The 23813-nt window shown below is 59.2% G+C and carries 23 protein-coding genes and 1 pseudogene; 8 read left to right on the forward strand and 16 right to left on the reverse strand.

What is annotated here, in order from left to right:
* Positions 1-66 precede the first annotated feature (66 nt).
* From BSL82_RS17350 to BSL82_RS17420, 14 genes and pseudogenes are all read right to left on the reverse strand, one after another.
* Positions 67-978 (reverse strand): VOC family protein, encoded by a 912-nt coding sequence (locus BSL82_RS17350; protein WP_072598480.1) that lies wholly within the window; start codon positions 976-978, stop codon positions 67-69.
* Between the two features lie 30 nt (positions 979-1008).
* Positions 1009-2190, reverse strand: a complete 1182-nt coding sequence (locus BSL82_RS17355) for an amidohydrolase family protein (protein WP_072598481.1) — start codon at positions 2188-2190, stop codon at positions 1009-1011.
* A 222-nt stretch (positions 2191-2412) separates the two neighbouring features.
* Positions 2413-3801, reverse strand: a complete 1389-nt coding sequence (locus tag BSL82_RS17360; protein WP_335743898.1) for an MFS transporter — start codon at positions 3799-3801, stop codon at positions 2413-2415.
* Positions 3785-4516, reverse strand: a complete 732-nt coding sequence (locus tag BSL82_RS17365) for a dienelactone hydrolase family protein (RefSeq protein ID WP_072598483.1) — start codon at positions 4514-4516, stop codon at positions 3785-3787. Before BSL82_RS17365 ends, BSL82_RS17360 begins: the two co-directional genes overlap by 17 nt.
* 48 nt (positions 4517-4564) lie before the next feature.
* Complete coding sequence (locus BSL82_RS17370) at positions 4565-6784, reverse strand: TonB-dependent receptor (protein ID WP_072598484.1); 2220 nt, start codon at positions 6782-6784, stop codon at positions 4565-4567.
* 361 nt (positions 6785-7145) lie between these two features.
* Positions 7146-7367 (reverse strand): annotated as a pseudogene (locus BSL82_RS17380) (oxidoreductase dimerization domain-containing protein); the annotation flags it as partial.
* A 212-nt stretch (positions 7368-7579) separates the two neighbouring features.
* A complete protein-coding gene (gene kce, locus BSL82_RS17385; protein WP_072598486.1) occupies positions 7580-8509 on the reverse strand; it encodes a 3,5-dioxohexanoate:acetyl-CoA acetone transferase in 930 nt (309 codons plus the stop codon).
* A gap of 44 nt (positions 8510-8553) precedes the next feature.
* Entirely contained in the window at positions 8554-9375 is an 822-nt protein-coding gene (locus BSL82_RS17390) for a fumarylacetoacetate hydrolase family protein (RefSeq protein ID WP_335743899.1), read from the reverse strand.
* Positions 9376-9458: 83 nt separating this feature from the next.
* The gene (locus tag BSL82_RS17395; protein WP_072598488.1) at positions 9459-9845 is read right to left on the reverse strand and encodes a nuclear transport factor 2 family protein; all 387 of its coding nucleotides are present in this window, start codon (positions 9843-9845) and stop codon (positions 9459-9461) included.
* A gap of 201 nt (positions 9846-10046) precedes the next feature.
* On the reverse strand, positions 10047-11213 hold the full coding sequence (locus BSL82_RS17400) for a CaiB/BaiF CoA transferase family protein (RefSeq protein WP_072598489.1): 1167 nt from the start codon (positions 11211-11213) through the stop codon (positions 10047-10049).
* A 102-nt stretch (positions 11214-11315) separates the two neighbouring features.
* Positions 11316-11744, reverse strand: coding sequence for a nuclear transport factor 2 family protein (locus BSL82_RS17405; RefSeq protein WP_072598490.1), 429 nt, complete (start codon positions 11742-11744; stop codon positions 11316-11318).
* 69 nt (positions 11745-11813) lie between these two features.
* Positions 11814-12809 (reverse strand): SDR family NAD(P)-dependent oxidoreductase, encoded by a 996-nt coding sequence (locus BSL82_RS17410; protein WP_072598491.1) that lies wholly within the window; start codon positions 12807-12809, stop codon positions 11814-11816.
* A 28-nt stretch (positions 12810-12837) separates the two neighbouring features.
* Positions 12838-13530 carry a glutathione S-transferase family protein gene (locus BSL82_RS17415; RefSeq protein ID WP_072598492.1) on the reverse strand — a complete coding sequence of 231 codons (693 nt, stop codon included), beginning with the start codon at positions 13528-13530 and terminating at the stop codon, positions 12838-12840.
* A 337-nt stretch (positions 13531-13867) separates the two neighbouring features.
* Complete coding sequence (locus BSL82_RS17420; protein WP_072598493.1) at positions 13868-14410, reverse strand: EthD domain-containing protein; 543 nt, start codon at positions 14408-14410, stop codon at positions 13868-13870.
* Positions 14411-14815: 405 nt separating this feature from the next.
* Here BSL82_RS17420 and BSL82_RS17425 point away from each other — a divergent pair, with 405 nt between their 5' ends.
* Complete coding sequence (locus BSL82_RS17425) at positions 14816-15679, forward strand: SDR family oxidoreductase (protein ID WP_226998714.1); 864 nt, start codon at positions 14816-14818, stop codon at positions 15677-15679.
* A 267-nt stretch (positions 15680-15946) separates the two neighbouring features.
* Here the strand turns inward: BSL82_RS17425 and BSL82_RS17430 are convergent, their stop codons facing one another.
* The gene (locus BSL82_RS17430; protein WP_158011003.1) at positions 15947-16399 is read right to left on the reverse strand and encodes an MFS transporter; all 453 of its coding nucleotides are present in this window, start codon (positions 16397-16399) and stop codon (positions 15947-15949) included.
* On the opposite strand from BSL82_RS17430, the gene BSL82_RS21180 reads away from it, so the two are divergent.
* Positions 16398-16700, forward strand: a complete 303-nt coding sequence (locus BSL82_RS21180; protein ID WP_158011005.1) for a hypothetical protein — start codon at positions 16398-16400, stop codon at positions 16698-16700. The two genes, BSL82_RS17430 and BSL82_RS21180, sit on opposite strands and share 2 nt — an antisense overlap.
* Here BSL82_RS21180 and BSL82_RS21185 read toward each other — a convergent pair whose 3' ends face one another.
* Positions 16701-17033 (reverse strand): hypothetical protein, encoded by a 333-nt coding sequence (locus tag BSL82_RS21185; protein ID WP_158011007.1) that lies wholly within the window; start codon positions 17031-17033, stop codon positions 16701-16703.
* On the opposite strand from BSL82_RS21185, the gene BSL82_RS17435 reads away from it, so the two are divergent.
* From BSL82_RS17435 to BSL82_RS17460, 6 genes are all read left to right on the forward strand, one after another.
* Positions 17022-18032 (forward strand): acyl-CoA dehydrogenase family protein, encoded by a 1011-nt coding sequence (locus BSL82_RS17435; RefSeq protein ID WP_226998715.1) that lies wholly within the window; start codon positions 17022-17024, stop codon positions 18030-18032. The two genes, BSL82_RS21185 and BSL82_RS17435, sit on opposite strands and share 12 nt — an antisense overlap.
* 188 nt (positions 18033-18220) lie before the next feature.
* Entirely contained in the window at positions 18221-18745 is a 525-nt protein-coding gene (locus BSL82_RS17440; protein ID WP_072598497.1) for a flavin reductase family protein, read from the forward strand.
* A 267-nt stretch (positions 18746-19012) separates the two neighbouring features.
* A complete protein-coding gene (locus BSL82_RS17445; protein ID WP_072598498.1) occupies positions 19013-20044 on the forward strand; it encodes an amidohydrolase family protein in 1032 nt (343 codons plus the stop codon).
* A 26-nt stretch (positions 20045-20070) separates the two neighbouring features.
* Positions 20071-20847, forward strand: a complete 777-nt coding sequence (locus tag BSL82_RS17450) for a cyclase family protein (protein ID WP_072598499.1) — start codon at positions 20071-20073, stop codon at positions 20845-20847.
* Between the two features lie 135 nt (positions 20848-20982).
* Positions 20983-22641, forward strand: a complete 1659-nt coding sequence (locus BSL82_RS17455) for an AMP-binding protein (protein ID WP_226998515.1) — start codon at positions 20983-20985, stop codon at positions 22639-22641.
* A gap of 43 nt (positions 22642-22684) precedes the next feature.
* The gene (locus tag BSL82_RS17460) at positions 22685-23812 is read left to right on the forward strand and encodes an acyl-CoA dehydrogenase family protein (RefSeq protein ID WP_072598500.1); all 1128 of its coding nucleotides are present in this window, start codon (positions 22685-22687) and stop codon (positions 23810-23812) included.
* Position 23813: the final 1 nt, after the last annotated feature.

The raw sequence follows: 23813 nt of genomic DNA on the forward strand, positions 1-23813 counted from the left end.
AGAAGATATTTCATCCGCTACTACAGCTAAGTGGGCGGCTGCAGGGGAGTATCTCCAAAGGGTTGGTTACGCATCTTTCTTCCTGGTCGCCGATGATGCGTTTGGCCGCGCCTTGTGATGCCCGCGCATCGCGGCCCCATGCCCCCATGGGCGCTTTCTGCTGCTGTCCCGGACCTCTTCCCAATCATCACCGCACAGCAAGCCGTTGCAACCGACTTCCATCCCGAAGCCGCTCGGCGATCGCACATAGAAGGATATCATCTGATCGGTGCGATGCCGCCCGAGTGGCTGCATGAGAATGTCCCCTTCGTCCTCGGCGCGGTCCATGGCGCATCCCACATCGTCGATCTCTCCCATTTCCACCATGAGATGCTCAAGGCGCAGCGAGGGGGCACAGAAGACTGCAAGGCTATGGTGGCGCGGATTGCAGCCATAGAAATGACCTGGGCCGGCCGGGGTAGCGATATCTTCACGCAGATCCATCCCGAAGACATCGAGGAGCAGCTCGTCCATTGCCGCGACATCGGGAATTGACCACACGACATGGCCAAGACCACCAGACCCCGTCACGAAGCCGGAAACAGCCGGCGCCGGCTCGAAGGCCGGACCGGGTTTCAGCCCGGATACGACTTCGTGCCGGATGCCATTGCGGCACTCAAAACCCAAGCCAGCGTCGGCCCCCCGATCGCGCAGGCGCGTTACGTCGAGAGGCGAAAAGCTCAGGCCCCGGCCCGTCAGCCGCTGCCCAAGAAGCTCGATCGCAGCCTCATCCGGCGCCTGCCATCCAAGGGTGGGAAGCCCGTCGTGAGTGCTTTCGCGCAACCGATAGCGAAACGGGCGCTCATCCATTCGAAGATCCAGAACGCCCCCCTCCCGGACGGTCCCGAAGCCGAGAATGTCGCGCGCGAATCCTGCCCAGGCGTCGAGGTCGACCACGTCGATATCGACGAAAGCGAGCTGGTTGACGATCGCGGTCACCGCTTCTCTCCAAACAGGCTGCGTTCGCGATCAGGCAAGGTGATCGTCGAGCTTGAAGAGCTTTCGGGCATTATGACCCTTGATCTTGCCGGCCTCCGCCTCATCGAGACCGAGCTCGTCAACATAAGCGAAACCATCGACCGAATCCATGCCGCCATGATTGTCACCCACGACGAGGTTGTCCGCGCCCATCCACTCCACGAGATATTTGCGCGCGGCCAGATCGTGGATCAGCGTGTCGAAATAGAAGTTCTTGAGATATTCGCGCGGCGGCTTTTTGCACCGGACATGCTTGTTGAGCGTCGCGAACGTCTCGATACGGCCGAACTGATAGGGGATGAAGCCGCCGCCATGGCTGACATACACCTTGAGGTCGGGGAACGCGTCAAACACGCCCCCAAGGATCATGTTGTTCACAGCGCGCGTGCATTCAAAGGGATAATCGAGAATGAGTGGTGTGTAGAAGTCTGGAACCTTTCCATCCTCGATTTCACTGGGATAAGGGTGGATAAAGAGCGGGAGGTCGTTCTTTTCGATCTCCTCGAAAAGCGGCCACATTTCTTCGCTATAGATCTGCTTGCCCGCTAGGTCGCGGCCGCCCATGTTCACGCCGCGGGCGCCTCTCCCCACACTGTGCCGGACTTCTTCGATCGACGCGCCGATGTCCTGGAGTGGGACCGACGCCATATAAAACAGCCGCTTCGGCGCGATGGCACAATAATCGGCGAGCGCGTCATTGGCAGCGCGCGCGAACGCGACGGCGGTATCGCGCTCGACAGTGTACATGTAGAAGAGTGGGGGGCTGGTCACGCCCATCACGTCGATGTCCAGCGCATCGAGTTCCGCCACTCGTCGCGTGGGATCGCCAAAGGCCGCCAACTGCTGCTCGCGCCAAGCCTTTGGCCCCAATGCCGCGGCCTCCGCCTCTTTGCCAACGATATCGGCCCGCAGGCGATATTTGCCGACACGGATGACCATCGTGCCATCGTCCTCGAAGAGAAGTTCCGGGCCGTGGCTCCCAGCCTTCCCCATGACCGCCGCGGGCATCACATGAGAATGGATGTCAATGCGTGGCTGGTTAAGCTTGGATCGTTGCGACATCTTGGACCTCTCCCAATCTGAAAATGAAGCAGCTGCAGCCTTGATCGGCGACAGCTTCGGCGCCACTGCGTGCCGAATATCTTTCTGAATCTCGGCCTTTACGGGTGCCATCCGGTAGCTCACGCAACCACAGCGGCCTCATCGATTCAAATACCGACTATCGATGCTCAGTATCAGTTGAATCTATGCACGACTGCCACGTCACAGTTGCGATCCAGCGGACCGATCTGGCAGACAAAGTTGGAATACCACCCTGACGGGGACTGATCGGAGTGACCTCGCGCCGATCGTCCGCGGGGGTATCGGCCTGACATCGTCAGCGCATTCAGCGAATCAATCAGAGATTGCCTCTTCCGGATATTTGCCCATCATCAGATATGCGAATCCGGCGCACGTAAAGCTTGCCGCCGCCGCGATCAGGGCGATTCGGTAATTTCCGAACGCATCGTACACTTGGCCGATGAGAGAAGACCCGATCGCAATGCCGATGACGGTCCAGAGCGTCACCAATCCGGCGATCGTGGCATAGTTGCGAAGCCCGAAATAGCGTGCGACCATGAACGCGATGATATCGCCCTCGGCCCCCAGGCCGATGCCAAGCAGGACCACCGACACGTAGAACAGGGCGACCGAGACGTCGTTGCCGAGCAGCACGAGCACGAGGCAACCTATCATCGGTCCGACACACATTGTGAATGCGACGGCGGGCGCCCAGAATCGGTCGACAAACGCACCGGCGATAAGGGCCCCGATCACGTTGGCGAAGCCAAGCGTGGAAACCGCGCCCACCGCCGCCGCCGGACTCAGCCCGATCGACACACCGAGCGGCTGGAGCTGGCTTACGATCGCAACGATCGGCACGATATGGAGCACCGCCGCCAGGCAAAGGACGATGATCTTTGGCTCCAAGACGAGAAGCCGCCAAGGTTTTGGCACTTCCTGCACGATCGTGCCCGCATCCCCTTTGGGCGGGAGAGTTTTTCCCGGAACGAGCCACCAGATAACCGGCAGGGACACAAAGACGTTTAAGGCGGCAAGCATCAGAAACCCGCCCGTCGAGCCGAACAGGCCGATCACGAGATAGAGCAGCGGCGGCATTGCGGAATAAGACAGCGCGCTCCCTATGCGCAGGAGGGCGAGGGCCGTACCGCGCGTCCTTGAGAATGCCCCTACGATGATTCGACTGAAGGTCATGCTCGACGTCGTCGTGCTGAAGGCGATCAGCAGGAAGTAAGCTGTATAATAGTAGAAAAGCGAACCGTTTAGCTGCGACAACGCCACATGACTCAGGGAGATCAGGATCAGACCAACGATCAAGACCGGCTTCACGCCCACCCTATCCACCAGCCGGCCGACAAGCGGCGCGGCGAAGGCGGTAACCAGACCCGCAGAATTGGCCAGGGCGATTTCGCCGCGGGACCATCCGAATTCGTTCTGTAGCGGTTCGACGAAGATGCTCGAAATGGTTACCCAGAACCCATAGCCGAGCGAGTAGCCGATCACCGCCGCAAGTCCCGGCCGCCAGCCTTGCCGCCACTCCTGCAATATCAGGCGAACGTAACTTCCACGTAGTGCCATTGGCGACCCGTTCACCATAGCACCAAGTGCGCAAGGCGCCGGCGCGCTGCCGGGAGGGTTCGCGTTTGAGATGCTGTGCTCCTCCCTCAGTGGAGCAGAACGATCATCGTGAGCGTTCCGCATACTCTCAGCGTTCGAACACATGTTCCAGCAAGATCAGCGTCCCCCCCCACGAAAGGTCGTTTGACAATTTATGAAAGGCGACGCCTTCCATATTTAGCGCCGCTGAATCGGGGTCGGTAAAGCCGTGGTCGGCGGCGCCGTAGACGGTGATCTGATAGTCTCTGTGCCCAGCATCGATCATTTCCTGATGGAGAGCTTCGACATGCTCCTGCGGCACGAACGGATCGCTTCCCCCGCAATAGGCGACGACGTGCCCCTTGAAAGCACCTGGGCTGGCTTTTACATGGGTGGCGAGACCGCCATGATAGCTGATGAAGGCTCTCAGATCTGCGCCGCTACGCGCAAGCTCGAGGACGGTGGTTCCTCCGTAACAAAATCCAATCGCGGCAATGCGGCCGGCATCGACGTCGGACCGTGCCGCAACTTGATCGAACCACGCAACCGTCCGCGCGCGCTGCTTTGCGGGATTTTCAATCATCAACTCGCCAAGGGCCGCGCCGCACTCGGCCTGGGACGCACCTTCGAGATGAGCACCGAACATATCGGTACATATGGCCATATAGCCGAGCTGGGCTAGTTTTTTCGCCGTCGGTTCGATAACTTTATGGTTCATGCCCAGCGCGCTGTGCATTACCAGAACGGTCGGGAACGGACCCTCTCCTTCGGGTTTGGCCACATATCCTCGCAACAATGTGCCTCCGTGCTCCAACTCAATCGCTTCCATTGCTTCGAACATTAGTATCCTCCTTGACGCATGCCAGTGCTTTAGTGGCGAGCGCTTGATTCAGAATTTATAGCTGACGGTGCCGCCCACTGTCCGAGGTGCCGAATTGTAGCCGCTCACGAAGCCCAAAGTCGTTTCCAGCGCGGTGGTGGCGTAACGTTCGTTTGCCAGGTTTGTGCCCCAGATTTTCAGGGTCACGCGGTCGCCGGGCAAGGTCCACGTAACCGAGGAATTCAGGATCGTATAGGGTGCTTGACGGATCCGGTTGTCGGCCGTGAAATAGAAGTCGCCGTTGTAGCTTGCGGTGGCGTTGAAATCGATCGAACCGGCCGACATCTCATGATGATAGTCGACAGCCAGGGTGCCGCTGAAGTTCTGCGCCTGCGGCAGCCGATTGCCGGTAGCGTCACCCGGGACCAAGGTCGCACCAACTCCCCCGGGCCCGACCTGACCGAAGACCGCATTGGGATAGCTTGTGAACGTCGCATGCTTCAGCTCGAAACCACCGCTCAATCTCAGCGAACTGGAAATCCGTGCTTCGAGGTCGGCATTGAGGCCATATATCCTTGCCTTTGGTCCATTGGTGACCGTCTGGATCAAATTGACAAACTGTGTCACCTGAAGGTTCGAATAATTATAATAGAAGGCCGAAAGGTTGAGGCGTACGTTGCGATCGAACAATTGCGACTTCAATCCGACCTCGTAAGCGTTGAGCTTCTCGGGCAGATAAGGGGCAGTTTGCGGAGAGCCGATGTTGAATCCGCCGCTCTTGAAGCCTTTATTGAATGTCACATAGCCCATAATTTCATCGGCGATTTGATGATCCAGACCGATCCGGAAGGTCGGTTCACTATAGGATACGGAGCCCTGATGAAACGTCGTCGTCGACGTGCCTGCGGCCGTGACAAAGACGTTCCTGGCATTTTCGAGCGACCGACGCTCATATGTATAACGGACGCCCCCGATGAGATGGGTATCGGGCATGAATTCCCATTTGAACTCACCAAATGGCGCAACAGATTCGGTTTTCTCAGTCGCAAACGTCTGCCGCTGAACGACGCTGGTCGGCAACGGGGCAAAAAAGCCGCCGAAATTGCGATTGAGTGGCTCTACACCGTTGCGGTAGTTGAAATAATAAAGACCGAAAACCCAACTCAGCGGTCCCGAATTATCGGACAGGACCTGAAATTCCTGACTGATGCTTCGGCTTGGTGAGTTCGGCGAATTTGGCACAAGAACAAATTGCCCGATCGGTAGCCCATCTGATTGGTAGGTGCTCTTTACGCGGCGATAAGCGGTGATCGACACGAGTTTCACCCCGCCGCCGTCGTGATCGATCGTCAGGCTGGCCCCACCGCCCTTCAGAGCAACAAAGTTCTCGACCGCCGAGTAGGAATCGTAAACCGATTTCAGCGGATTCGCAGTGTAGGGATTTGGCACGCCCAGTCCAGTGCCCGGCGTCGGACTGAGTTCGGCCATGCGGCGACGCCAGTCGATGTAATCGCCGGCGAGGGTCACGTTCGTATTTTCACCGAGGCGAAAGAGAAGCTTTCCGCGCACCTGCCAGTCATGCTCGATACGGTAGGTATCGAGGCCTGTGACCAAGTTTTTTCCCCAACCCTTGCCTTGCTTGGTGAAACTACCCGAAAGACTCGCGGCGACATTGTTGCTCAATCCGCCGGTCACGTAACCACCGAGCTTTGCCGTCAGATAACTGTCGATGCCAGCATGGACCCTGCCGCTAAAGTCGAAACTTGGCGCTTTGGTTGTAATCTGAATCACGCCCGCAGTGGCGTTGCGGCCGAACAATGTGCCTTGCGGACCATAAAGCACCGAAATCTGCTCGATGTCCTCGAACTCGCGCAGGCCATCCCTCTGCTGCGGGATGTAGACGCCATCGACATAGAGGGCGACAGGATTCTCCGCAAGCGAGCTCGACGTGCCGATGCCTCTGATGGATGGTTGAAAAGCACCAGCCGTCTCGTTGATGTTGAGACCGGGCGAGGCAGCACCTAACTGCATCGTGTTCGAAACGCCGCGCGATGCGAGGCTCTCGCCCGACACCGCGGTGATCGCAATCGGCACCGTCTGCAGATTTTCGGAGCGCTTCTGCGCGGTGACGATGATTTCCTGGAGTCCGACGTCGGTGGTCGACGCCGAGTTGGCAGGCGACGACGTCGGCCCAGTTTCCGTTGAGGAGGCTGGCGTTGTTTGAGCCTCTGCGAGGCTGGGCACTGAGAGGGCCAAAGCTGCAGTCGTACAGGCGAACATCATTTTCATCGTATTCCCTCCCAATTTTCCCGCGCTTATGGCGCGATGACTGTTCCGAGCCGGTCGCTGTCAACCAGGCGGCAGCGGCCTGCCTTCGATAAATCTCAAGAGCGACCATAAATCCGCGGCGCGGTCGCGATGGCCGCCTCGCAGCTGCGGCGCGGTGGTTGCACTTCCCGCACGATCCAGGCTGCTATGGTCCTCTTCCATTTGCGCTTCGGTCACGCCGGGCTCGCGAAAACGAGCATTGCTGACCAATCAAGCTACGATGCCTGTTTTCACCTTGAGCCTCGATCAGACAAATCTTTATGTTCTATGCGGTGCATCAGGCGGATTTATTCTTCGGCGAGTCGCAAAGCCTGCGGCGGCCCTAACGCATAAGCGCCATCTCTTCTGCCATCGTCGGATGAAGGGCGATGGTGTCGTCGAAATCCTGCTCGGTGAGACCCGCTTTGACGGCAATCGCCGCCAGCTGGAGCATCTCGGGAGCGTCGGGACCGATCATATGCACGCCAAGAACCACGTCATTTTAGGGATGAATGACCATTTTGTACAAAGCGCGCTCTTCGCGACCGGCGAGGACATTCTTCATGTGGGCGTCGCGCCTGTCGCAACGAGGATGACTCGGGCGGTTAGTTCGCGCTCTCCGACGAGAACCAGATGTGGTCCAGCGATGACCGCTCGGCCGCGATGGACCTCCACGCCACTGCTGGCCAAGGTCGCACCATAGGCATCCTCGAGCCTCAAGGCCTCTGAGGCGACGTGGTCGCGAAACGTCGGTCAGCCGAGGCGAGCGCTCCCCGATCAGACCGAGATTCCGGCCCTTCCCTTTAGGCCTAGCATTTCCCTGGCCTCGGCCGGCGTCGCTGGCTCGAGGCCCATCTCGGCAAGGATGCGTACCGCCTTTGCGACTTGCTCGGCGTTGGAGCGCGCAAGTTTGCTCGGCTCGATGAACAGGCTGTCCTCCAAGCCGACCCTAACATTGCCACCAAGCAATGCGGCCTGCGTGATGAAGGGCATTTGATGGCGCCCGGCAGCAAGGACCGACCAGGAATAGGTTTCCGCGCCGAACAGCCGATCGGCCGTCTGCTTCATGAACATCAAGTTTTCGAGATCAGCGCCGATCCCGCCGAGAATCCCGAAGATATGCTGAATGAAGAATGGGGGCTTTACCAGACCTCGCTCGACGAAGTGAGCAAGATTGTAGAGGTGACCGACATCGTAGCATTCATGCTCGAATTTTGTCCCGTGTTCGCTCATTTTCTCGAGGATATAAGCGATATCGCGAAAGGTGTTGCGGAAGATGTATGAATCCGAATTTCGGACATAGGGTTCCTCCCATTCGTGCTTCCATTGCGAGATACGCTTGCCTGCATTGAAGAACGCGAAGTTGATGCTTCCCATGTTCAGCGAGCACATTTCGGGCCGGAACCGTTCGGCCGCCATCAGTCGCTGCTCGACGGTCATCTGGGTGCTTCCACCGGTGGTGATGTTGATGACGGCGTCGGTCGCGCCGTGAATTTGCTGGAGGAACCGCGCATTTACGCCTGGATCACCGGTAGGCTCTCCGGTCTCCGGGTTGCGCGCATGCAGATGGAGAATGGCGGCACCCGCCTCCGCCGCCGCGATCGACTGGTCCGCGATCTCCTGTGGCGTGACGGGCAATGCTTCCGACATGGTCGGCGTGTGTGCCGAACCGGTGACGGCGCAAGAAATGATGACCTTATTCTTCATGTCTTCTTGAATTCCTTTGAAACCACGCCCGGCGTCGATCCGACCTAGTCTGCGGATTGCTCGGCGTTTTCATCTGCCACCACGATGTTTTCGATGAACCCTATAGCGGAGATTTCCGCCCGCATGACGTCGCCTATGCTCAGAAAACGAGGCGGATCGGATGCCATTCCGACCCCGGCCGGGGTCCCGGTCGCGAGGATATCGCCGGGCTTCAGGGTCATGACCGTCGAAAGATAGGAGATCTGTTCGAAGATGTTATGGATCATGTGACGTGTATTACTGCTTTGCCGCTGCTCGCCATTGACGAACATCCGGATGTCGAGCGTATGGGGATCATCGATCTCGTGAGCGAGCGTCAGCCATGGGCCCGTCGGGCCGTGCGTGTCGAAGGACTTGCCGAGCGTGATGGTCGCGCTCCGGAACTGCCAGTCGCGGGCCGACACGTCGTTTGCCACCATATAGCCGCCGATCACGTCGCGGGCCGCCGCGCTGGATACATTGCGGCAGCGGCGCCCGATCACGACAGCCAACTCGACCTCGTAATCCAGCTGCTGCGAGACGGCGGGTTTTACGACCCCATCAAATGGCCCGATGATGCAGGAGACCTGCTTGTTGAACCAGAGCTGCGACGATGGCGCCTGAAGCCCGGCTTTTGCGGCCTCGGACGCATGGTCGCGGTAATTCAGGCCAATGCCGAGATATTTCTCCGGGTTCGGGACGGGCGGCAGCAAGTGGAGATCCCGTAGGGCGACATGAGGCAGCCCGGCGTCTTCCAGCGCCTGGAACGCCGTCAGCGCAGAGGATCCAGCCGCAAGAAAGTCTATGACCGTGCTGGGCATCTGGGGACCCAGCGCCGCCAAATCCACCACATGATCACCGAACAGCTTGCCGAGATGCGGCCGGCCGTCGAGCTGAAAGGATACCAGCGGCATGTGTCCTCCGAGCGCAATCAGGGTTTCGCGAGGAAGGCGTTGTGGCAGGTGTTCTGCCTCCAGCCATCCTCGACGCGAATCCAAAGCTGCATCACGACCGCGTCCACCTCACGACGCTGGTTGGTCCCGCGTAGCGATATAGTCTGACGAAGCGGCCCGTTCACGACGACGACGTCGCCATAAGCGCGCATCTGGAGAGCGCCGCGCTCGACCCGATGGAAGCAATATTTATCCTGTACACCCAACAGATAGGTGGCCTTGTCCTCGATATCCCCGGTTCCATGAATGTGCACGAGGTCGTCGGCCATCAAGCCGCCGAGCGTGCCAACGTCGCCTGCCATCAGCGCCTCGCAGCGTAGCCCCTCCAGGCGCCCGATCTCCTGCCGCACCGCCTCGTCAATCATCGCGCGCGCCAGATGTCAGGGACGATAGATCGCGAAGAAGTCGGTGAAGAATCATGCCGCGAAGCAAGCACGAGGCAGAGGACGGAACAAATACCGTGTTTCAATGCCGCCTATCAGTCGAATTGATGCTCACGAAATGAGGACGCCAGACGCGCGTTCACCGCACTCGCCAAGCCGAGCCTCGTCCATATGTTGTGTGGGCTAGACGACGATCCTACGCGCCTCAAGCGCAGCAATCTCAACCGGATCAAAGCCGACATCGCTGAGCACGGCGTGCGTGGTAGAGGTTCCGGACTCCATGTCGAACGGTCTGCCGAGAACCGAGCGTGAGTAGGTTGGAGCCGGCGCCGGCTGGGAGCGGCCGGCGACGTCGACAAAAGTCTCGATCGCGCGATTATGGGGGTCATGGGTCGCTTCAGCCATCGAAAGCACTGGCGCGTAGCAAGCGTCAGTCTGCATCAGAAGTTCGTCCCACTCGGCCCGCGTGCGCGACCGGAAGACCGCAGTCAGGGCTTCGCGTTGCGCATCCCAGGACTCCCTGTCATATTGCTGCGCGAACGCCGGATGCCGATCCAGGGCAAGAAGGCGGACCAATTCCCTGAAAAAAGCTGGTTCGAGAGCCCCGACAGCGACATGGCGCCCGTCTGACGTCTCGTAGACATCGTAAAAGGGGGCGCCGGAGTCGAACAGATTGACGCCACGCTCATCCGACCACTGATCTGCGGCGCGCTTGGAATAGATGGCGGTCATCAGAAGGGCGCTGCCTTTGACCATCGAGCAATCGACGACCTGCCCGTCGCCGGTCGTGCGCGCATGAAGGATTGCGGCCAGCATGCCAAACCCGAGCATCATCGCGCCGCCGCCATAGTCGCCGACCAGATTCATGGGCAGGACGGGCTTCTCGCCTGCCCTTCCGATCCCGTTCAGCACGCCGGAGAGGGCGATGTAATTGATGTCATGGCCAGCCACGGCTGCATATGGGCCATGCTGTCCCCACCCCGTCATGCGACCGTAGACCAGCCTGGCATTTTCGGCGAAGAGATCTTCCGGCCCAAGTCCGAGACGCTCCATCGTGCCCGGCCGGAAGCCCTCAATGATGGCATCGGCACCGCTCGCCAACTGCCTCGCGAGTCGCACACCCTCGGGTTGCTTGAGGTCGATGGCGATGGAACGGCGCGATCGCGTGACGAAGTCCAGTTCAGGCGCCGGTACCAGGCCGACCGAGGTAAACGGGCCGGGTCGGTCGACGCGAATAACCTCGGCGCCGTGGTCGGCGAGCATCATCGCACAAAAAGGCCCTGGTCCCAGGCCGGCGAATTCGATTACGCGCAGCCCGGCGAGCGGCCCGTTGTTGACCTGCGGTGTCATGAGCATGCCCCGGCAAGCATCTGGCAGCGCTGCTTACGACCGAGACGGCCGGCGACCGAGCGATCGAGCGGATGATCCCCGACCGCGGCGTTACGTTGCACTCTAGGAGTCCGGCGAGACGACACGCGCATCGCCATCACTCCAAATGGGCCGCGCGGTCAGGCGTGCAATCCGCCAATCGCCACCGCCTCGCTTCAGTCTGACGGCATATTTGCCGCCGGCCGTATACCGCCGGGGGACTCCCGAATCCAACCGCACATGGTGTGCCACTATATCGCATGTGAGCGACGCACAGTCGTCAATGATCTCGATAATGAAATTGGCCAGCATGTGCTGCGTGGCGTCCAGCGGATCGAGAACAGCCTTAAGCAGGTCTGCGATCGCGGCATCGCCTTCATACGATCGATCACTGCCGGAATGCTCGAAGATCGCATCCTCGTGCAAGCAGCTCTTAATCCCGGAATAGTCCCGGGCATCGAGGCAAAAGACATATGTAGACATCAGCTGCTGTATGGCCTCGCGATCCGTCATGCCGATCCTCTCGTTCTCGTAGATGTTTTCGCGAGGCGAAGAATCATACGGAGAATGCCTGCATATCTCTTAGCCAACGCCTAGGTTCGCCTGCCAGTGCGCCATACCATCGAACGCATCGACCGGCTGGTAGAGCTCGTCGGTCCCGGTGATCTCCTTCATGTGCGCGACGATCGCCTCCGGCGTCAGCGCGCGATCGACGAACCCTCGGCCGCCTCCGACGACATATCGGTTGACCAGACCACCCCAGACCTCGAACGTCTGGCCGGTGACGTCACAGGCATCGCTCCCGAGCCATACGATCGCGGGTGCAACCATTTCTGGCGGGAAGGCCTTCTTCATCGCTTCCATTGTCTCTTGATCGGGTACGAGCCCGGCAACATCAGCACCAAACATACGGGTAAAGCCGCCTGGGCAGACAGTATTCACGCGTACGTTAAACTCCTTTCCCTCCGTAGCGAGCGAGCGAGCGAAGCCGTAGATGGCCGCCTTAGCGGCACTATATGCGGTTGCGTCCGGTAAACCGTACATGCCCCCACCGGAGGCCGTCATGATGACGCTGCCGCTATGTTGGGCAGTTAGGATCGGCCATGCTGCCTGGGTGACATTAACGTGTCCGCCCAAGTGAATGCGCATTTGCTGTTCGAAATCCTCGAGCGGCGTCTCGATGAAGGGCTTGGAGTGAGCGATACCGGCGTTGTTGACGACGATGTCGAGCCGACCAAAGTGTTCTATCGCGGTGCGCACGATTCCGAGACCGCCTTCCTTGGTCGTGACGTCATCGCCGTTGGCTGCAGCACGACCGCCTTTTGAGCGGATCGAGTCCACGACCTCATCGGCAACGCTGGTGTCCCGCCCCGCTCCATCCAGTGCGCAACCAAGATCATTCACCACAACCGCTGCGCCCCGCTCGGCAAGAAGAAGAGCGTGCCCTCGGCCAATGCCTCGCCCCGCCCCGGTGACAATTGCAACTTTTCCTTCAAGCGATATGTTGGCCATGTTCACCCCTCTCCTGTTGACCAACCAGCCCCATGGGCCGCCAAAGGCGAAGCCTTCCGCAGCCATTGTACTTATTTTTCCGGTTGAGACCCAATCACGCGCCAGCGCGTATGTGCTTGTACAGGTATTTTCGGCTCTCTTCGTCTGGCGCACTGAAGGCGCTCGCGAACCGTTCCTTGACGGCAAGGACGCGCGCCGCAGCCGGCCGGGCATCAATCGTGTCGACCAGGCGCTTGAGATGCGGGAATTCGGTCCAGGCATCTTCACCGGCAATCATCGGGGCCATTTGACCATAGCTCCAGATCGCCATGTCGGCGATGCTGTAGGTGTCCGCGACCATATATTCGCGATCCGCGAGGTGCTTGTTCACGACCCCATAGTGGCGACGCGCTTCATATTGGTAACGCTCATGGGCATATCCCTGGCCCGGCTCGGGCGCAAAGTACTTGAAGTGAGCGGCCTGGCCGGAGAATGGGCCGATGCCGCTGCCGGCGAAAATCACCCAGGACAGCATCGACGCTCGATTTTGGGGATCGTCCTTCGGCGGAAGGAATTTATCGTGCTTGTCGGCCAGGTGGATCAAGATTGCCGAACTGTCGAACATGATCACGCCGTCGTCGTCGATAGCGGGCGTCTTGCCGTTCGGATTAATGGCAAGATATTCCGGCTTATGCTGGGCGCCGCGCTGCAGATCGATGGGGATCGGCTCGTAAGGAATGCCGGACTCCTCCAGAAAGAGGACAAGCTTGGTTGAGCTTGATGTCCACGAGAAATAAAATTTCAACATCGTTTTCCTCTCTAGAATCACCGCTATTGGCTTGCTTTAGGAGCATGGCGATCCTGGATAAAATATGGAGTTTCGATGTGGCGCATCAGTCGCATTGATACCTGAAGCCACGAGCGGAATCCGAGGCCCCGCAAAAGCCTTAGGACATCGTTGACGATAAAAGGAAAGCCGGAGGTCGAACCGAGGACATCGATACCTAATCCGAAGCGCCGGTTCATCGCAGCGAAATGACAGAGTGGCCGTCCCAAAGCGCGCCGCCCGCTGTAAGCTGACCGGCCTGCTGGGATGCCGGTGACGGCGCTCGTCGCCGGCTGGGTCATGGATATACGAGGCGGTGTCAACGGAACGGGAGGGAACCATGCCCGTCGCCAGTACCCGTATCGAATGGTTCGCACCGCATCATGATGGTTGCCGGTCCATCAGCGAACTTCGCTTCATCCTCTCTCAACTCACGTGCAATTTCCGGAACCTTGGCGAGTCTAACAACTTCCATCCTTGCGGCCATGTTCGGGTAAATAAATTCGGTTATACAATCATAGCCCCATTCGACAGTGCGAGTCGCGGAACCGATGCCCTGCCGGCTCAGGGCGACATAATTACGCTTGTAACTCGTCATCAGATGGCCAAAGAACTTCTGGCCAAGCTTGGAATGATATGCTTCATAATGCTTCTTGAATTCCTCTGGCGTCAGGCCAGATTTCCTTTTTATAAGCATAATCATTTTGACCGGCTCACTGCTGTCGTCGATGGGCATTAGGGTGCCCTCCTCGCGCAATGAGATCTCCTCAAGGTTTTGCAACGGCATGGTCTCGTGAGAATCGGGCATTTGCAACGTCTCTTTTTCTTGCTTTTTATCATATGGGTTCAATTCATCAGGCATTTTTCAAAGCTCCTTTGCCGAGATGCTGTCCATGTTGCGAGAGTGCCTGCCTGGATAGATCGGGATGCGTCTGCGAAGTTTGATTCCATCGATTGCCCAGGTGTATAACCTGTATTCTCGCTCAATCTCGAAGGCCGCGATTGCCGGCAGCCGTTCAAAACTGTGATGGGTTCGTCGGTCCAAATATTGGAAAGTTTCAACTTTTACAACATGGCCTGCGTTGTCCTGGCTAATGGCACCGCTTGTGACGGTGGACATGGGAGCCAGACCTATGGCAGCACGATATCATGATCGGCCCCCAAATTTTGACCGCGGCGCGATAGTATTAGTCGCGTTGTCTTTACGGATCGAAATAAGGCTCGATCATAAACGTTCCTAACATGGAGTTCATTTGTGAGAGTGTTCGTGACAGGCGCGACAGGTTGGGTCGGATCGGTCGTGGTGCGCGATTTGCAAGACCATGGCCATCAGGTAATCGGTCTTTGTCGATCTGAAGATAAGGCTAGGGCGCTGAAGGCCACGGGCGCTGAAGTCGTACTAGCGACGATCGATGCGTTAAGCAGCCTGAATCGCGCTGCCGCCTCCGCCGACGCAGTCCTCCATTTAGCGTTCAATCACGATTTCTCGCGCTATGCGGAAAGCGCGGACGAAGACGCTGGTGCGATCAAGGCTTTAGGCGAGGCTCTCCAAGGCTCCGGCAAACCGCTAATCGTTACTTCCGGTATACCTCGGGTCATGTCAGGGGCGATCGCGACCGAGAACGATTTGCCCTCTTCAAGCGCCTTAGTGGGTCGAAAGTCGGAATCGGCCGTCATGGCCCTTGCCGATCTCGGGTTAAGAGCGGCGACCGTAAGACTGCCGCCTTCGGTGCACGGTGTCGGCGAAACTCATGGATTTGTGCCGATCCTCATCAGGCTGGCACGCGAAAAGGGCGTGTCTGCCTATATCGGCGAGGGCGGCAATCGGTGGCCGGCGGTCCATATGTCCGACGCGGGCCGCATTTATCGCCTGGCCCTGGAAAGCGGCGTGACGGAAACCGTCTATCACGCCGTCGCAGAGGGGGGCGTGCCTTTCAAAGCGATCGCAGAAGTGATCGGCCGCAAGCTGGGCCTTCCGGTGGAAGCGCGTGAGCGCGAACACTTTGGCTGGTTCGGCGCGGCGGCAGCAGATCTTCCCGCATCCGGCAGTCACACCGCCCGGGTACTAGGCTGGGAGCCCATTGGGCCGGACCTCATCGACGATCTGGAGCAGGATGGATATTATCGCTGACCTTTCGCGCTCGTCCGCAGCCGACGGCCTTCGAACGTGCAGGTGTTTGGGCGATCCTGTCAACTGACAAGCTTTCCTGTCCCGCAGTTGCCGGCGGAGATCGGCGGCGTGTTCGAAAAGCACCAATGAGGCATGTGATCATTCTTCTTGAAGCCTCTCTTCGCCATGCGCCAGTCTGCCCGACCGGAGGGCGGCTTGGATTTTCTTACCCTGTGGATCAAAAAGGCCGCGTTGGGAGCAGGCCTAGCGGCCAGTGCAGGGAGGCGCTTATGCGACGGCCAAGCCGTCGGCAGGCTCACCTACAATCCGAATCAGCGCGGCGGATATCAGCAACAAGCCAGCGAGCAGCAAAAGTGCGCTGCTGAAATCGCCGGTGGCGACACGCAGCATTACGATCACCGCAGGTATAACCAGCCCGCTCACATTGCCGACCACATTGATAAGGGTGAACGCAGCCGCCGCGTGGGCGAGGCCGCGGAACATTCCCGTTGGAATGCTCCAGAACAGACCCGTAGCAGCGCACAAGCCGGCGATGCCAATGGTCAACGCCACGAATCCGAGCCAGGGATCGCTGATCAGTCCAGTTGAGCCGAGATCAAGTGCGCCGACAAGGAAACCACCGATTATATGCCAGGATCTTTCCTGCTTCCGATCGGATCTTGCGGCGTTCAGCAACAATGTCACCGTTCCCACGGCAAAAGGCACCATCGTCAAGAGCATGGCGCGATCGGACCCGATTGCCGGCGATAATTTTCCAATCACGACGTTGGACCGCCAGTGCGGTCGCCACATTGATGATTGTCGTCATACTTTCTCTCCTCGCGCTTCAATCCTGCAGCGATCAGGAAAAATGATCGTCGAGCTTGAAGAGCTTGCGGGCGTTATATCCCTCGATCCAGTCACCGACAGCGTCAAGAAACGGGGCGTGTTGCTACCGCTCTCAAAAGTGATCCGGCACCATTATCCGCGCACCCATAGTCATGGAGCGCGAACTGGCTCGTGGCGACGAACGACTTTTTGATCAGGCGCGAAAATTGCGTCGCGACAGCAGCATAGACAAGCCTGATGGGCTGCATCCAAACTCAGTATTTGTCCGCTCATGGGTGATGTGGTTGCCTAATCGCATGAGGATCGCGCCACCGGGTTGGTGGCTTAAAGGGGCCTGCGGATAATGAGCGACGTCAGAAAACTGGAGCCGGCCAACATCACGCTGAGCGAAGTCATCGACCGCACAGAGGCGCTTTTGCCGGCGATCGCAGATCGGGCACTTCAGACCGAACGGGATCGCAACATTCCGATCGAGACGATCCGCGAGATCCGCGCAGCCGGGCTTGACCGCGTGATGCAGCCGCAACGATGGGGTGGCTTCGGCCTGGACGTCGATGCTTTCTTCGAGATCTGTTGGCGATTGTCGTCCGCTTGCGGCTCGACGGGCTGGGTCTACGCACAGTCGGCGATGCAGAAATGGTCACTTTCTTACGCGTCTGATAAGGCGTTGGCCGACCTTTTCCAGCAAAGGGACGTGCGCACCTGTTGCGCTTTCAATCCGCGCGGTGCGCATGTTGAACCGGTCCCAGGTGGCTGGAACGTGACCGGGCGCTGGCAATGGGCAAGTGGCTGCCTCCACGCCGATTGGGCGTTGCTCGCCGCTATGGTCCCAGAATCCTCTGCGCCCGTGCTCCTCCTTGTGCCCAAAGAGGATTTCCTTATCGAGGACACTTGGCACGTGTCCGGTCTGCGCGGTACGGCCAGCAACGATATTGTCATTGAGCACCCGCTGTTTGTGCCAGGTCATCGCTTTGCGCCGATGCGCGCAACCGACGACACTGCGCTTATGACCTATGGTAACGGCTCGTTCGGTGCGCCACAGGCGTCGATCACGCCATGGGGCGTGGTCACGCCGGTAATCGGAATGGCGCAGGGCGCGCTCAGGGCTTATGAAGATTCGACACGCGATCGGCTGTCCGCCTTTGGAGGGCAGAAGGTCGCTCAGATGGTCGGGCCGCAGATGCGCATCAGCGAGGCGGCGGCAAAGATCGACGCCGCACGGGCCCTGGCGCGTAATGATATTAGCGAAGCGATAGCGCGCGGCAAAGCGGGCGACTCGTTCAGCAACGATGATCGTGTTCGTTTCCGCCGGGACCATGCTTTCATCGTCAACCTCTGCTATGATGCGACGATGATGCTTGCCCGCGCCGCAGGCGCGAATTCGCTGTTCGAGACGAACCCGATCCAGCGCTTCCTGCGCGACCTGCATGCCGGTTCGATGCAGATTGCGAGTAATTGGGACGAGCAGGCGGAGTCCTATGGCCGCGTGCGCATGGGCGGCGAGCCGAATGGCAGCATGTGGTAATCGATTCACGGTGGCTATCCGTCGCCGACGGGCGCTGGCGTGAGGGCCAATTCAAACTCACCGGAAAGAGCCGCCCAGAGGCGCCGCGTCGCCGTGTGCCCGACCGACGGGGCGCGGCTTTATTCACTTCGGCGGGGAGAGCCCGGTAGCGCAAAAAAGGCATCAATCGAGATAGTCAGGGACCAGGTGTGGCAATATCGATAGACAGCGCAACCTTCCGGAGGGTTCTTGGCCACTATCCGACCGGTGTCTGTGCAATAACGGCGATGGAGAACGACAGGCCCGTCGGGATGATCGTCGGTACCTTTACCTCCGTATCGCTGGCTCCCCCTTTGGTCGCCTTCTTTCCAGACCGCAAGTCGCGCAGCTGGCAACGCATCCGGGCCGTGGGGCGCTTCTGTGTAAATGTGCTTGGGGCCGATCAACTCCATCTATGCCAGGCGCTCGCATCGGGAGGCGACGACAAGTTCTCCGCCATCCGCTGGACCATAAACGAATTCGGATTGCCAATCCTCGACGACGTCATTGCATGGATTTTGTGCGACCTGCATGCAGTGCACGAGACCGGCGATCACGACATCGCGCTAGGCCATGTTCGAATGCTTGATGTCGAAAGCTCGAAGAAACCGCTGATCTTCTGTAAGGGCGGCTACGGCAAGCTGGAGTGGGCGACGCCCCCGAGCTCGGTTCGGGCGGCTGCGGGCGCAAAGTAACACCCCCTAACAGCATTGGCCCCATACCCCCCGTATTTGCCTATCTATCTCGCCGAGGATCGATAATCCAAGGTCTACCGACTGTCGCTAGAAGTCTAAGCAGCATAAATGCTTCTGATGGTACGCATCCAAAGTGAGGATTTGTCTCCGTTAGCGAAGGGTGCTTTTCCATATCGAGCAAGCGTTTCAAGCGGGCTGATGCGGAGGCGACAGCGTCGTCCCGGCGCAGCTTCTTGTGCCAATGATCCTATCCTCGGGAGAGAGCCCATGTCGCGAACAATTAACATCCACGGTCATTTGATTCTCCCGCAGTTGATGGGCTTGGCGGGCGAGCAGGGTCCCGAGATAATTTGGCATGACGATGGCCGCGCCAGCATGCGTATCGGTAGCCGGTTTACCAAGCTCGTGACCGTCGACTCGAAGGAAGACGAGAAAACGCTCGGGGCTCGTGCGACAACAGAGAAATTCCTGAAAAGCTGGTCAGATCCCAAGATACGTGTCGCCGAGATGGACGAGATTGGCACCGATGTTATGGGCATCACCAACAACGCCCAGATGTACTTCTACCAAATCGAGCCCAATCTGGCGATTACGTTCCAACAGACGGCGAACGACCTGCTGGCGGAGTATTGCGAGGCAGCGCCTGATCGCTTCTTCTTCATGGCGACACTCCCGCTGCAGGATCTCGACGCATCCGCACGTGAACTCGATCGGGCGATCAAGCTGGGTGCGCGGGGCATTCACGTCGGCGCGCACAGCCTGGGGGCTTATGAGCTATATTCCGAGGAACTCTGGCCGCTGTTCAGCACCATGGCGGACGCCGGTCTCCCCTTGTTCGTCCACCCCTATCCGTTTCAGTTGGCGGGAGCGGCGCCGACGCGCTTCGGCGGTCCGATGCTTGAATTTCCGTATCAGTCGTCCATCGCGGTAACCCATTTAATCCTCGGCGGCACGATGGATGCGGTCCCCAACCTTAATGTTTGCATCTCGCATGGCGGCGGCTTCATCCCGTATCAATTCGGGCGTATCGAGGCCTTTGCGGAGATCAATCCCAACAATCGCGCCAAGCGCCCTTTGCGGGAATATTTGCCCCGTTTTTACTTCGATAACCTCATTCACGATCCCGTCGCGCGCCAGTATCTGGTCGACTGGATGGGCGCCTCGAACGTGTTTGTCGGCGACAATTACCGGGGCTTAGACTCAGCGGACGGCTTCGCGTTCCTCAAGGATCTTAAGCTAACCCAGGAAGAATCGGATGCGATCTCGGGGAATAATGCAGCCCGCCTTTTCCATCTTTGACCGGAGCTTTGCATCCGAGGGTAATCATGAAGCACAGTATCGTCGATCTTTCGATCTATCTGGAAAACGATGTCATTTCGGACCCTGCGCCGTTCCGGCCCCGGATCGATTATATCGACCATAAGATGTCGGTGCCAGAGCTGGCAGGCTTCTTTCCCGGACTGAAGCCCGAAGACTTGCCCGACGAGGAAGCATGGGCAATCGAACGTATCGAACTTATCACGCACAATGGCACGCATCTCGACGCGCCTTATCACTTCGCTTCGACGATGAACAAAGGCGAGCGCGCGATCACGATCGACGAGGTTCCTCTCGACTGGTGCTTTCAGCCGGGCATCAAACTGGACTTCCGCCACTTCGACGACGGCTATGTCGCGACCGCAGCCGATGTCGAGGCGGAATTGGACCGGATCGGCCACACTCTGTCGCCGCTTGAGATCGTGGTCGTCAACACGTCCGCTGGAAAGCGTTACGGACAGGACGACTATGTAACCGCCGGCTGCGGCATGGGCTATGAGGCGACCATGTATCTCCTTGAACGCGGTGTCCGGCTGACGGGCACCGATGGCTGGAGCTGGGATGCTCCCTTCATTTACACGAAGGAGAAATATCTCGCGACTGGCAACGCGAAGCTGATCTGGGAAGGGCATAAAGCAAGCCGCGACATCGGCTATTGCCATCTGGAAAAGCTGCATAATCTCGAGGCGCTTCCACCAACCGGCTTCACGATCGCCTGCTTCCCGATGAAAATCCGGGCTGCCTCCGCCGGCTGGACGCGCGCCGTCGCTATTCTGCCATCGTGAACCCATGTCCGACGGTTCTCCCATGATCACACTGTCGCATATCGGTGCCCTGACGATGCTCTATCGGCGCCGCCGATCAGTGTCGCAGAATCTGAGGCTGGTGCTGTTGCAGCCATCAACAAGAGGAGACGAACGGTGAGCAGATCGCGCTCTGATCATAGCCTGCCGCAATATGCTGACGCTGTCGCCGCTTTCGACCTGTCGGCTGTCCAGGCCATCCTCTTCGCGCCATCCACCGGGTCAATGAACCCCGCCGAAATCTGCTGCGACCGGCATGCCGGTGATCCCTCGCGAATAGCATTGCGCTGCCGGAACTTATCCGGCGAGGTGAGCGAATTGAGCTTCGCGGATCTCAAATATCACTCCGAGCGTCTTGCGCGACTTCTCGCGTCCCTGGGGGTAACCAAGGGGGACCGCGTCGCCGGTCTGCTGCCTCGAACACCGGAACTCCTGATCACGATCTTGGCGACATGGCGTCTCGGCGGCGTGTATCAGCCGCTTTTCACCGCCTTTGGACCAAAAGCGATCGAGCACAGGCTTTCCGAAGGCGCGACGAAGGTTGTTGTTACGAATGGCGAGCAGCGGGGGAAGGTTGCCCAGCATCTCGTCGTCTCCGTCGTTTGTGTCGGCGGTTCCATGCCGGGCGATTATGATTTCTGGGGGGACGTCGAGGCCGACGATACGATCGATGAGCCGGTTTCCTGCACCGAGGACGACCCATTCCTCATCATGTTCACCTCTGGCACGACGGGTGCCGCAAAACCGCTCCTCGTTCCACTTCGGGCAATAGCGGCCTTCGTCCGTTACATGGTCGATGCCGTTGATCTGAGGCCGGACGATCGGTTCTGGAATCTGGCCGACCCAGGCTGGGCCTATGGCCTCTATTATGCGGTAATCGGCCCGCTTGCGCTCGGTTTGACGACGACCTTCGACGAGCGGCCCTTCTCCGTGGAAAGTACCATCGCTACCATCCGAGAACTCGGGATCACCAACCTCGCGGGGTCACCCAGCGCCTATCGTCTCCTGATGGGAACGGGCACGGAAGCCGCGCGTGCCCTCAGAGGTCAACTGAGAGCCGTTAGCAGCGCGGGCGAGCCGCTCAATGCCGAGATCATCCGATGGTTCGCAGACGCGGTCGACACGCCGATATTCGACCATTACGGCCAGACCGAGACTGGTATGGTGTTGTGCAATCACCACGGCCTCGATCATCCCGTCCACGTCGGATCGGCCGGTTTTGCCTCGCCCGGGCATCGGGTGGTGATCCTATCCGACGATGGTCAGGAACTCGGTACGGGCGTTCCCGGTGTGCTTGCGCTCGACCGTACTCGCTCACCACTGATGTGGTTCACAGGCTACCTCGGGCGGCCAACCAAGGCGTTTTCAGGCAATTATTACCTGACGGGCGACATCTGCGAATTGAATGAAGACGGCAGCATCTCGTTCGTGGGCCGCTCCGACGACGTGATCACTACCTCCGGCTATCGGGTTGGCCCGTTCGACGTCGAAAGCGCGCTGCTTGAGCATGCCGCCGTGCTGGAATCCGCCGTCATCGGTAAACCCGATCCGGAGCGGACCGAGATCATCAAGGCGTTTGTGGTACTGCAAGAAGGATACGATCCCTCAACGGACCTCGCCGAGGCGATGAGGCTTCATGTCAAGGTGCGCCTGTCGGCCCACGCCTATCCGCGAGAGATCGAATTCGTGCCCTCCCTGCCTAAGACCCCCAGCGGCAAGCTCCAGCGCTTCCTGCTGCGCAACGCCGAAATCGCCAAGGCCGAGCAGGCTGCCTGAACCGCGCGGTGGCATCCGTGCCTGTTGACGGACAAATGATGAGATGGTGATCAACGACACGCAGCAGGCCATCGTCGACACAGTGCGGCAGTTTATCCGCAAGGAGGTTGCCCACCGTACCCTGCAGTTCGAGGCAGCAACAGCCTTTCCACGCTCGCTCTTCGAGGAGATGGGGAGGCTCGGGCTGATGGGCGTGACGGCGCCTGAAGCCTATGGCGGTGCCGAGCTTGACTATGTCTCCTATGCGCTCGCCCTCATGGAGGTTGCTGCCGGAGACGGCGCCCTCTCGACGATCATGTCCATCCAGAACTCGATCATGGTGTCCGGGCTGCTGAGGTTCGGTTCCCCCGCGCAGAAGGAGCAATGGCTGCCGCCGCTTATCGCAGGGCGTTCGATCGGTGCCTTCGCGCTTACCGAGGCCGATGCCGGTTCTGACGCGGCGGCGATACGCTGCCGAGCCGTCCGCGAAGGGTCCGGCTGGCGACTTGATGGCGCCAAGCAATTCATCACCTCCGGTCGTATCGCCGATATCGCGATGGTGATTGCCGTCACCGATCCCGCGGCGGGCAAAAGGGGCATCTCAGCGTTCCTGGTTCCGACCGGCACCCAAGGCTATCTCGTCGATAAGGTCGAGCATAAGCTCGGACAGTGTGCCTCCGACACCTGTGCGCTGCGGTTCGACGGGTGTTTCGTCGAAGGCGATGCGTTGTTCGGCCCCGAAGGGCGCGGCTATTCGATCGCGCTCGCCAATCTGGAGGCCGGCCGCATCGGCATCGCCGCCCAGGCCGTCGGCATGGCGCAGGCGGCCATGCGAATCGCGGTCAACTATGCCCGCGAACGCGTTTCTATGGGCAAGCCCATCATCGATCATCAGGCTGTAGGGTTCAGGCTGGCCGACCTCGCCGCGCGTCTCGAAGCCGCGCGCCAGCTCGTGTTTCATGCCGCCAGCCTCAAGGATGCCGGAGAGCCGTGCCTGGCCGAGGCTTCGATGGCCAAGCTGGTCGCCAGCGAAACCGCGGAAACTGTCGTCTCGGGTGCCATCCAGACTCTTGGAGGCTACGGCTATCTCGAAGAATTCGGCCTTGCAAAAATCTTCCGCGATGTACGCGTTTGCCAGATCTACGAGGGTACCTCGGACATCCAACGCATGGTCATCGCGCGCAGCCTTTAAG

It is taken from the genome of Tardibacter chloracetimidivorans (assembly GCF_001890385.1).
GTDB lineage: Bacteria > Pseudomonadota > Alphaproteobacteria > Sphingomonadales > Sphingomonadaceae > Tardibacter > Tardibacter chloracetimidivorans.

Coding starts and splice junctions, on each gene's coding strand:
- BSL82_RS17355 (WP_072598481.1), bottom strand. CDS start 2,190: ATGGCACCCGTAAAGGCCGAGATTCAGAAAGATATTCGGCACGCAGTG.
- BSL82_RS17360 (WP_335743898.1), bottom strand. CDS start 3,801: ATGTGTTCGAACGCTGAGAGTATGCGGAACGCTCACGATGATCGTTCT.
- BSL82_RS17365 (WP_072598483.1), bottom strand. CDS start 4,516: ATGTTCGAAGCAATGGAAGCGATTGAGTTGGAGCACGGAGGCACATTG.
- BSL82_RS17370 (WP_072598484.1), bottom strand. CDS start 6,784: ATGAAAATGATGTTCGCCTGTACGACTGCAGCTTTGGCCCTCTCAGTG.
- kce (WP_072598486.1), bottom strand. CDS start 8,509: ATGAAGAATAAGGTCATCATTTCTTGCGCCGTCACCGGTTCGGCACAC.
- BSL82_RS17395 (WP_072598488.1), bottom strand. CDS start 9,845: ATGATTGACGAGGCGGTGCGGCAGGAGATCGGGCGCCTGGAGGGGCTA.
- BSL82_RS17400 (WP_072598489.1), bottom strand. CDS start 11,213: ATGACACCGCAGGTCAACAACGGGCCGCTCGCCGGGCTGCGCGTAATC.
- BSL82_RS17405 (WP_072598490.1), bottom strand. CDS start 11,744: ATGACGGATCGCGAGGCCATACAGCAGCTGATGTCTACATATGTCTTT.
- BSL82_RS17410 (WP_072598491.1), bottom strand. CDS start 12,809: ATGGCTGCGGAAGGCTTCGCCTTTGGCGGCCCATGGGGCTGGTTGGTC.
- BSL82_RS17415 (WP_072598492.1), bottom strand. CDS start 13,530: ATGTTGAAATTTTATTTCTCGTGGACATCAAGCTCAACCAAGCTTGTC.
- BSL82_RS17420 (WP_072598493.1), bottom strand. CDS start 14,410: ATGCCTGATGAATTGAACCCATATGATAAAAAGCAAGAAAAAGAGACG.
- BSL82_RS21180 (WP_158011005.1), top strand. CDS start 16,398: ATGGCGCGATCGGACCCGATTGCCGGCGATAATTTTCCAATCACGACG.
- BSL82_RS17430 (WP_158011003.1), bottom strand. CDS start 16,399: ATGCTCTTGACGATGGTGCCTTTTGCCGTGGGAACGGTGACATTGTTG.
- BSL82_RS17435 (WP_226998715.1), top strand. CDS start 17,022: ATGCAGCCGCAACGATGGGGTGGCTTCGGCCTGGACGTCGATGCTTTC.
- BSL82_RS17445 (WP_072598498.1), top strand. CDS start 19,013: ATGTCGCGAACAATTAACATCCACGGTCATTTGATTCTCCCGCAGTTG.
- BSL82_RS17450 (WP_072598499.1), top strand. CDS start 20,071: ATGAAGCACAGTATCGTCGATCTTTCGATCTATCTGGAAAACGATGTC.
- BSL82_RS17460 (WP_072598500.1), top strand. CDS start 22,685: ATGGTGATCAACGACACGCAGCAGGCCATCGTCGACACAGTGCGGCAG.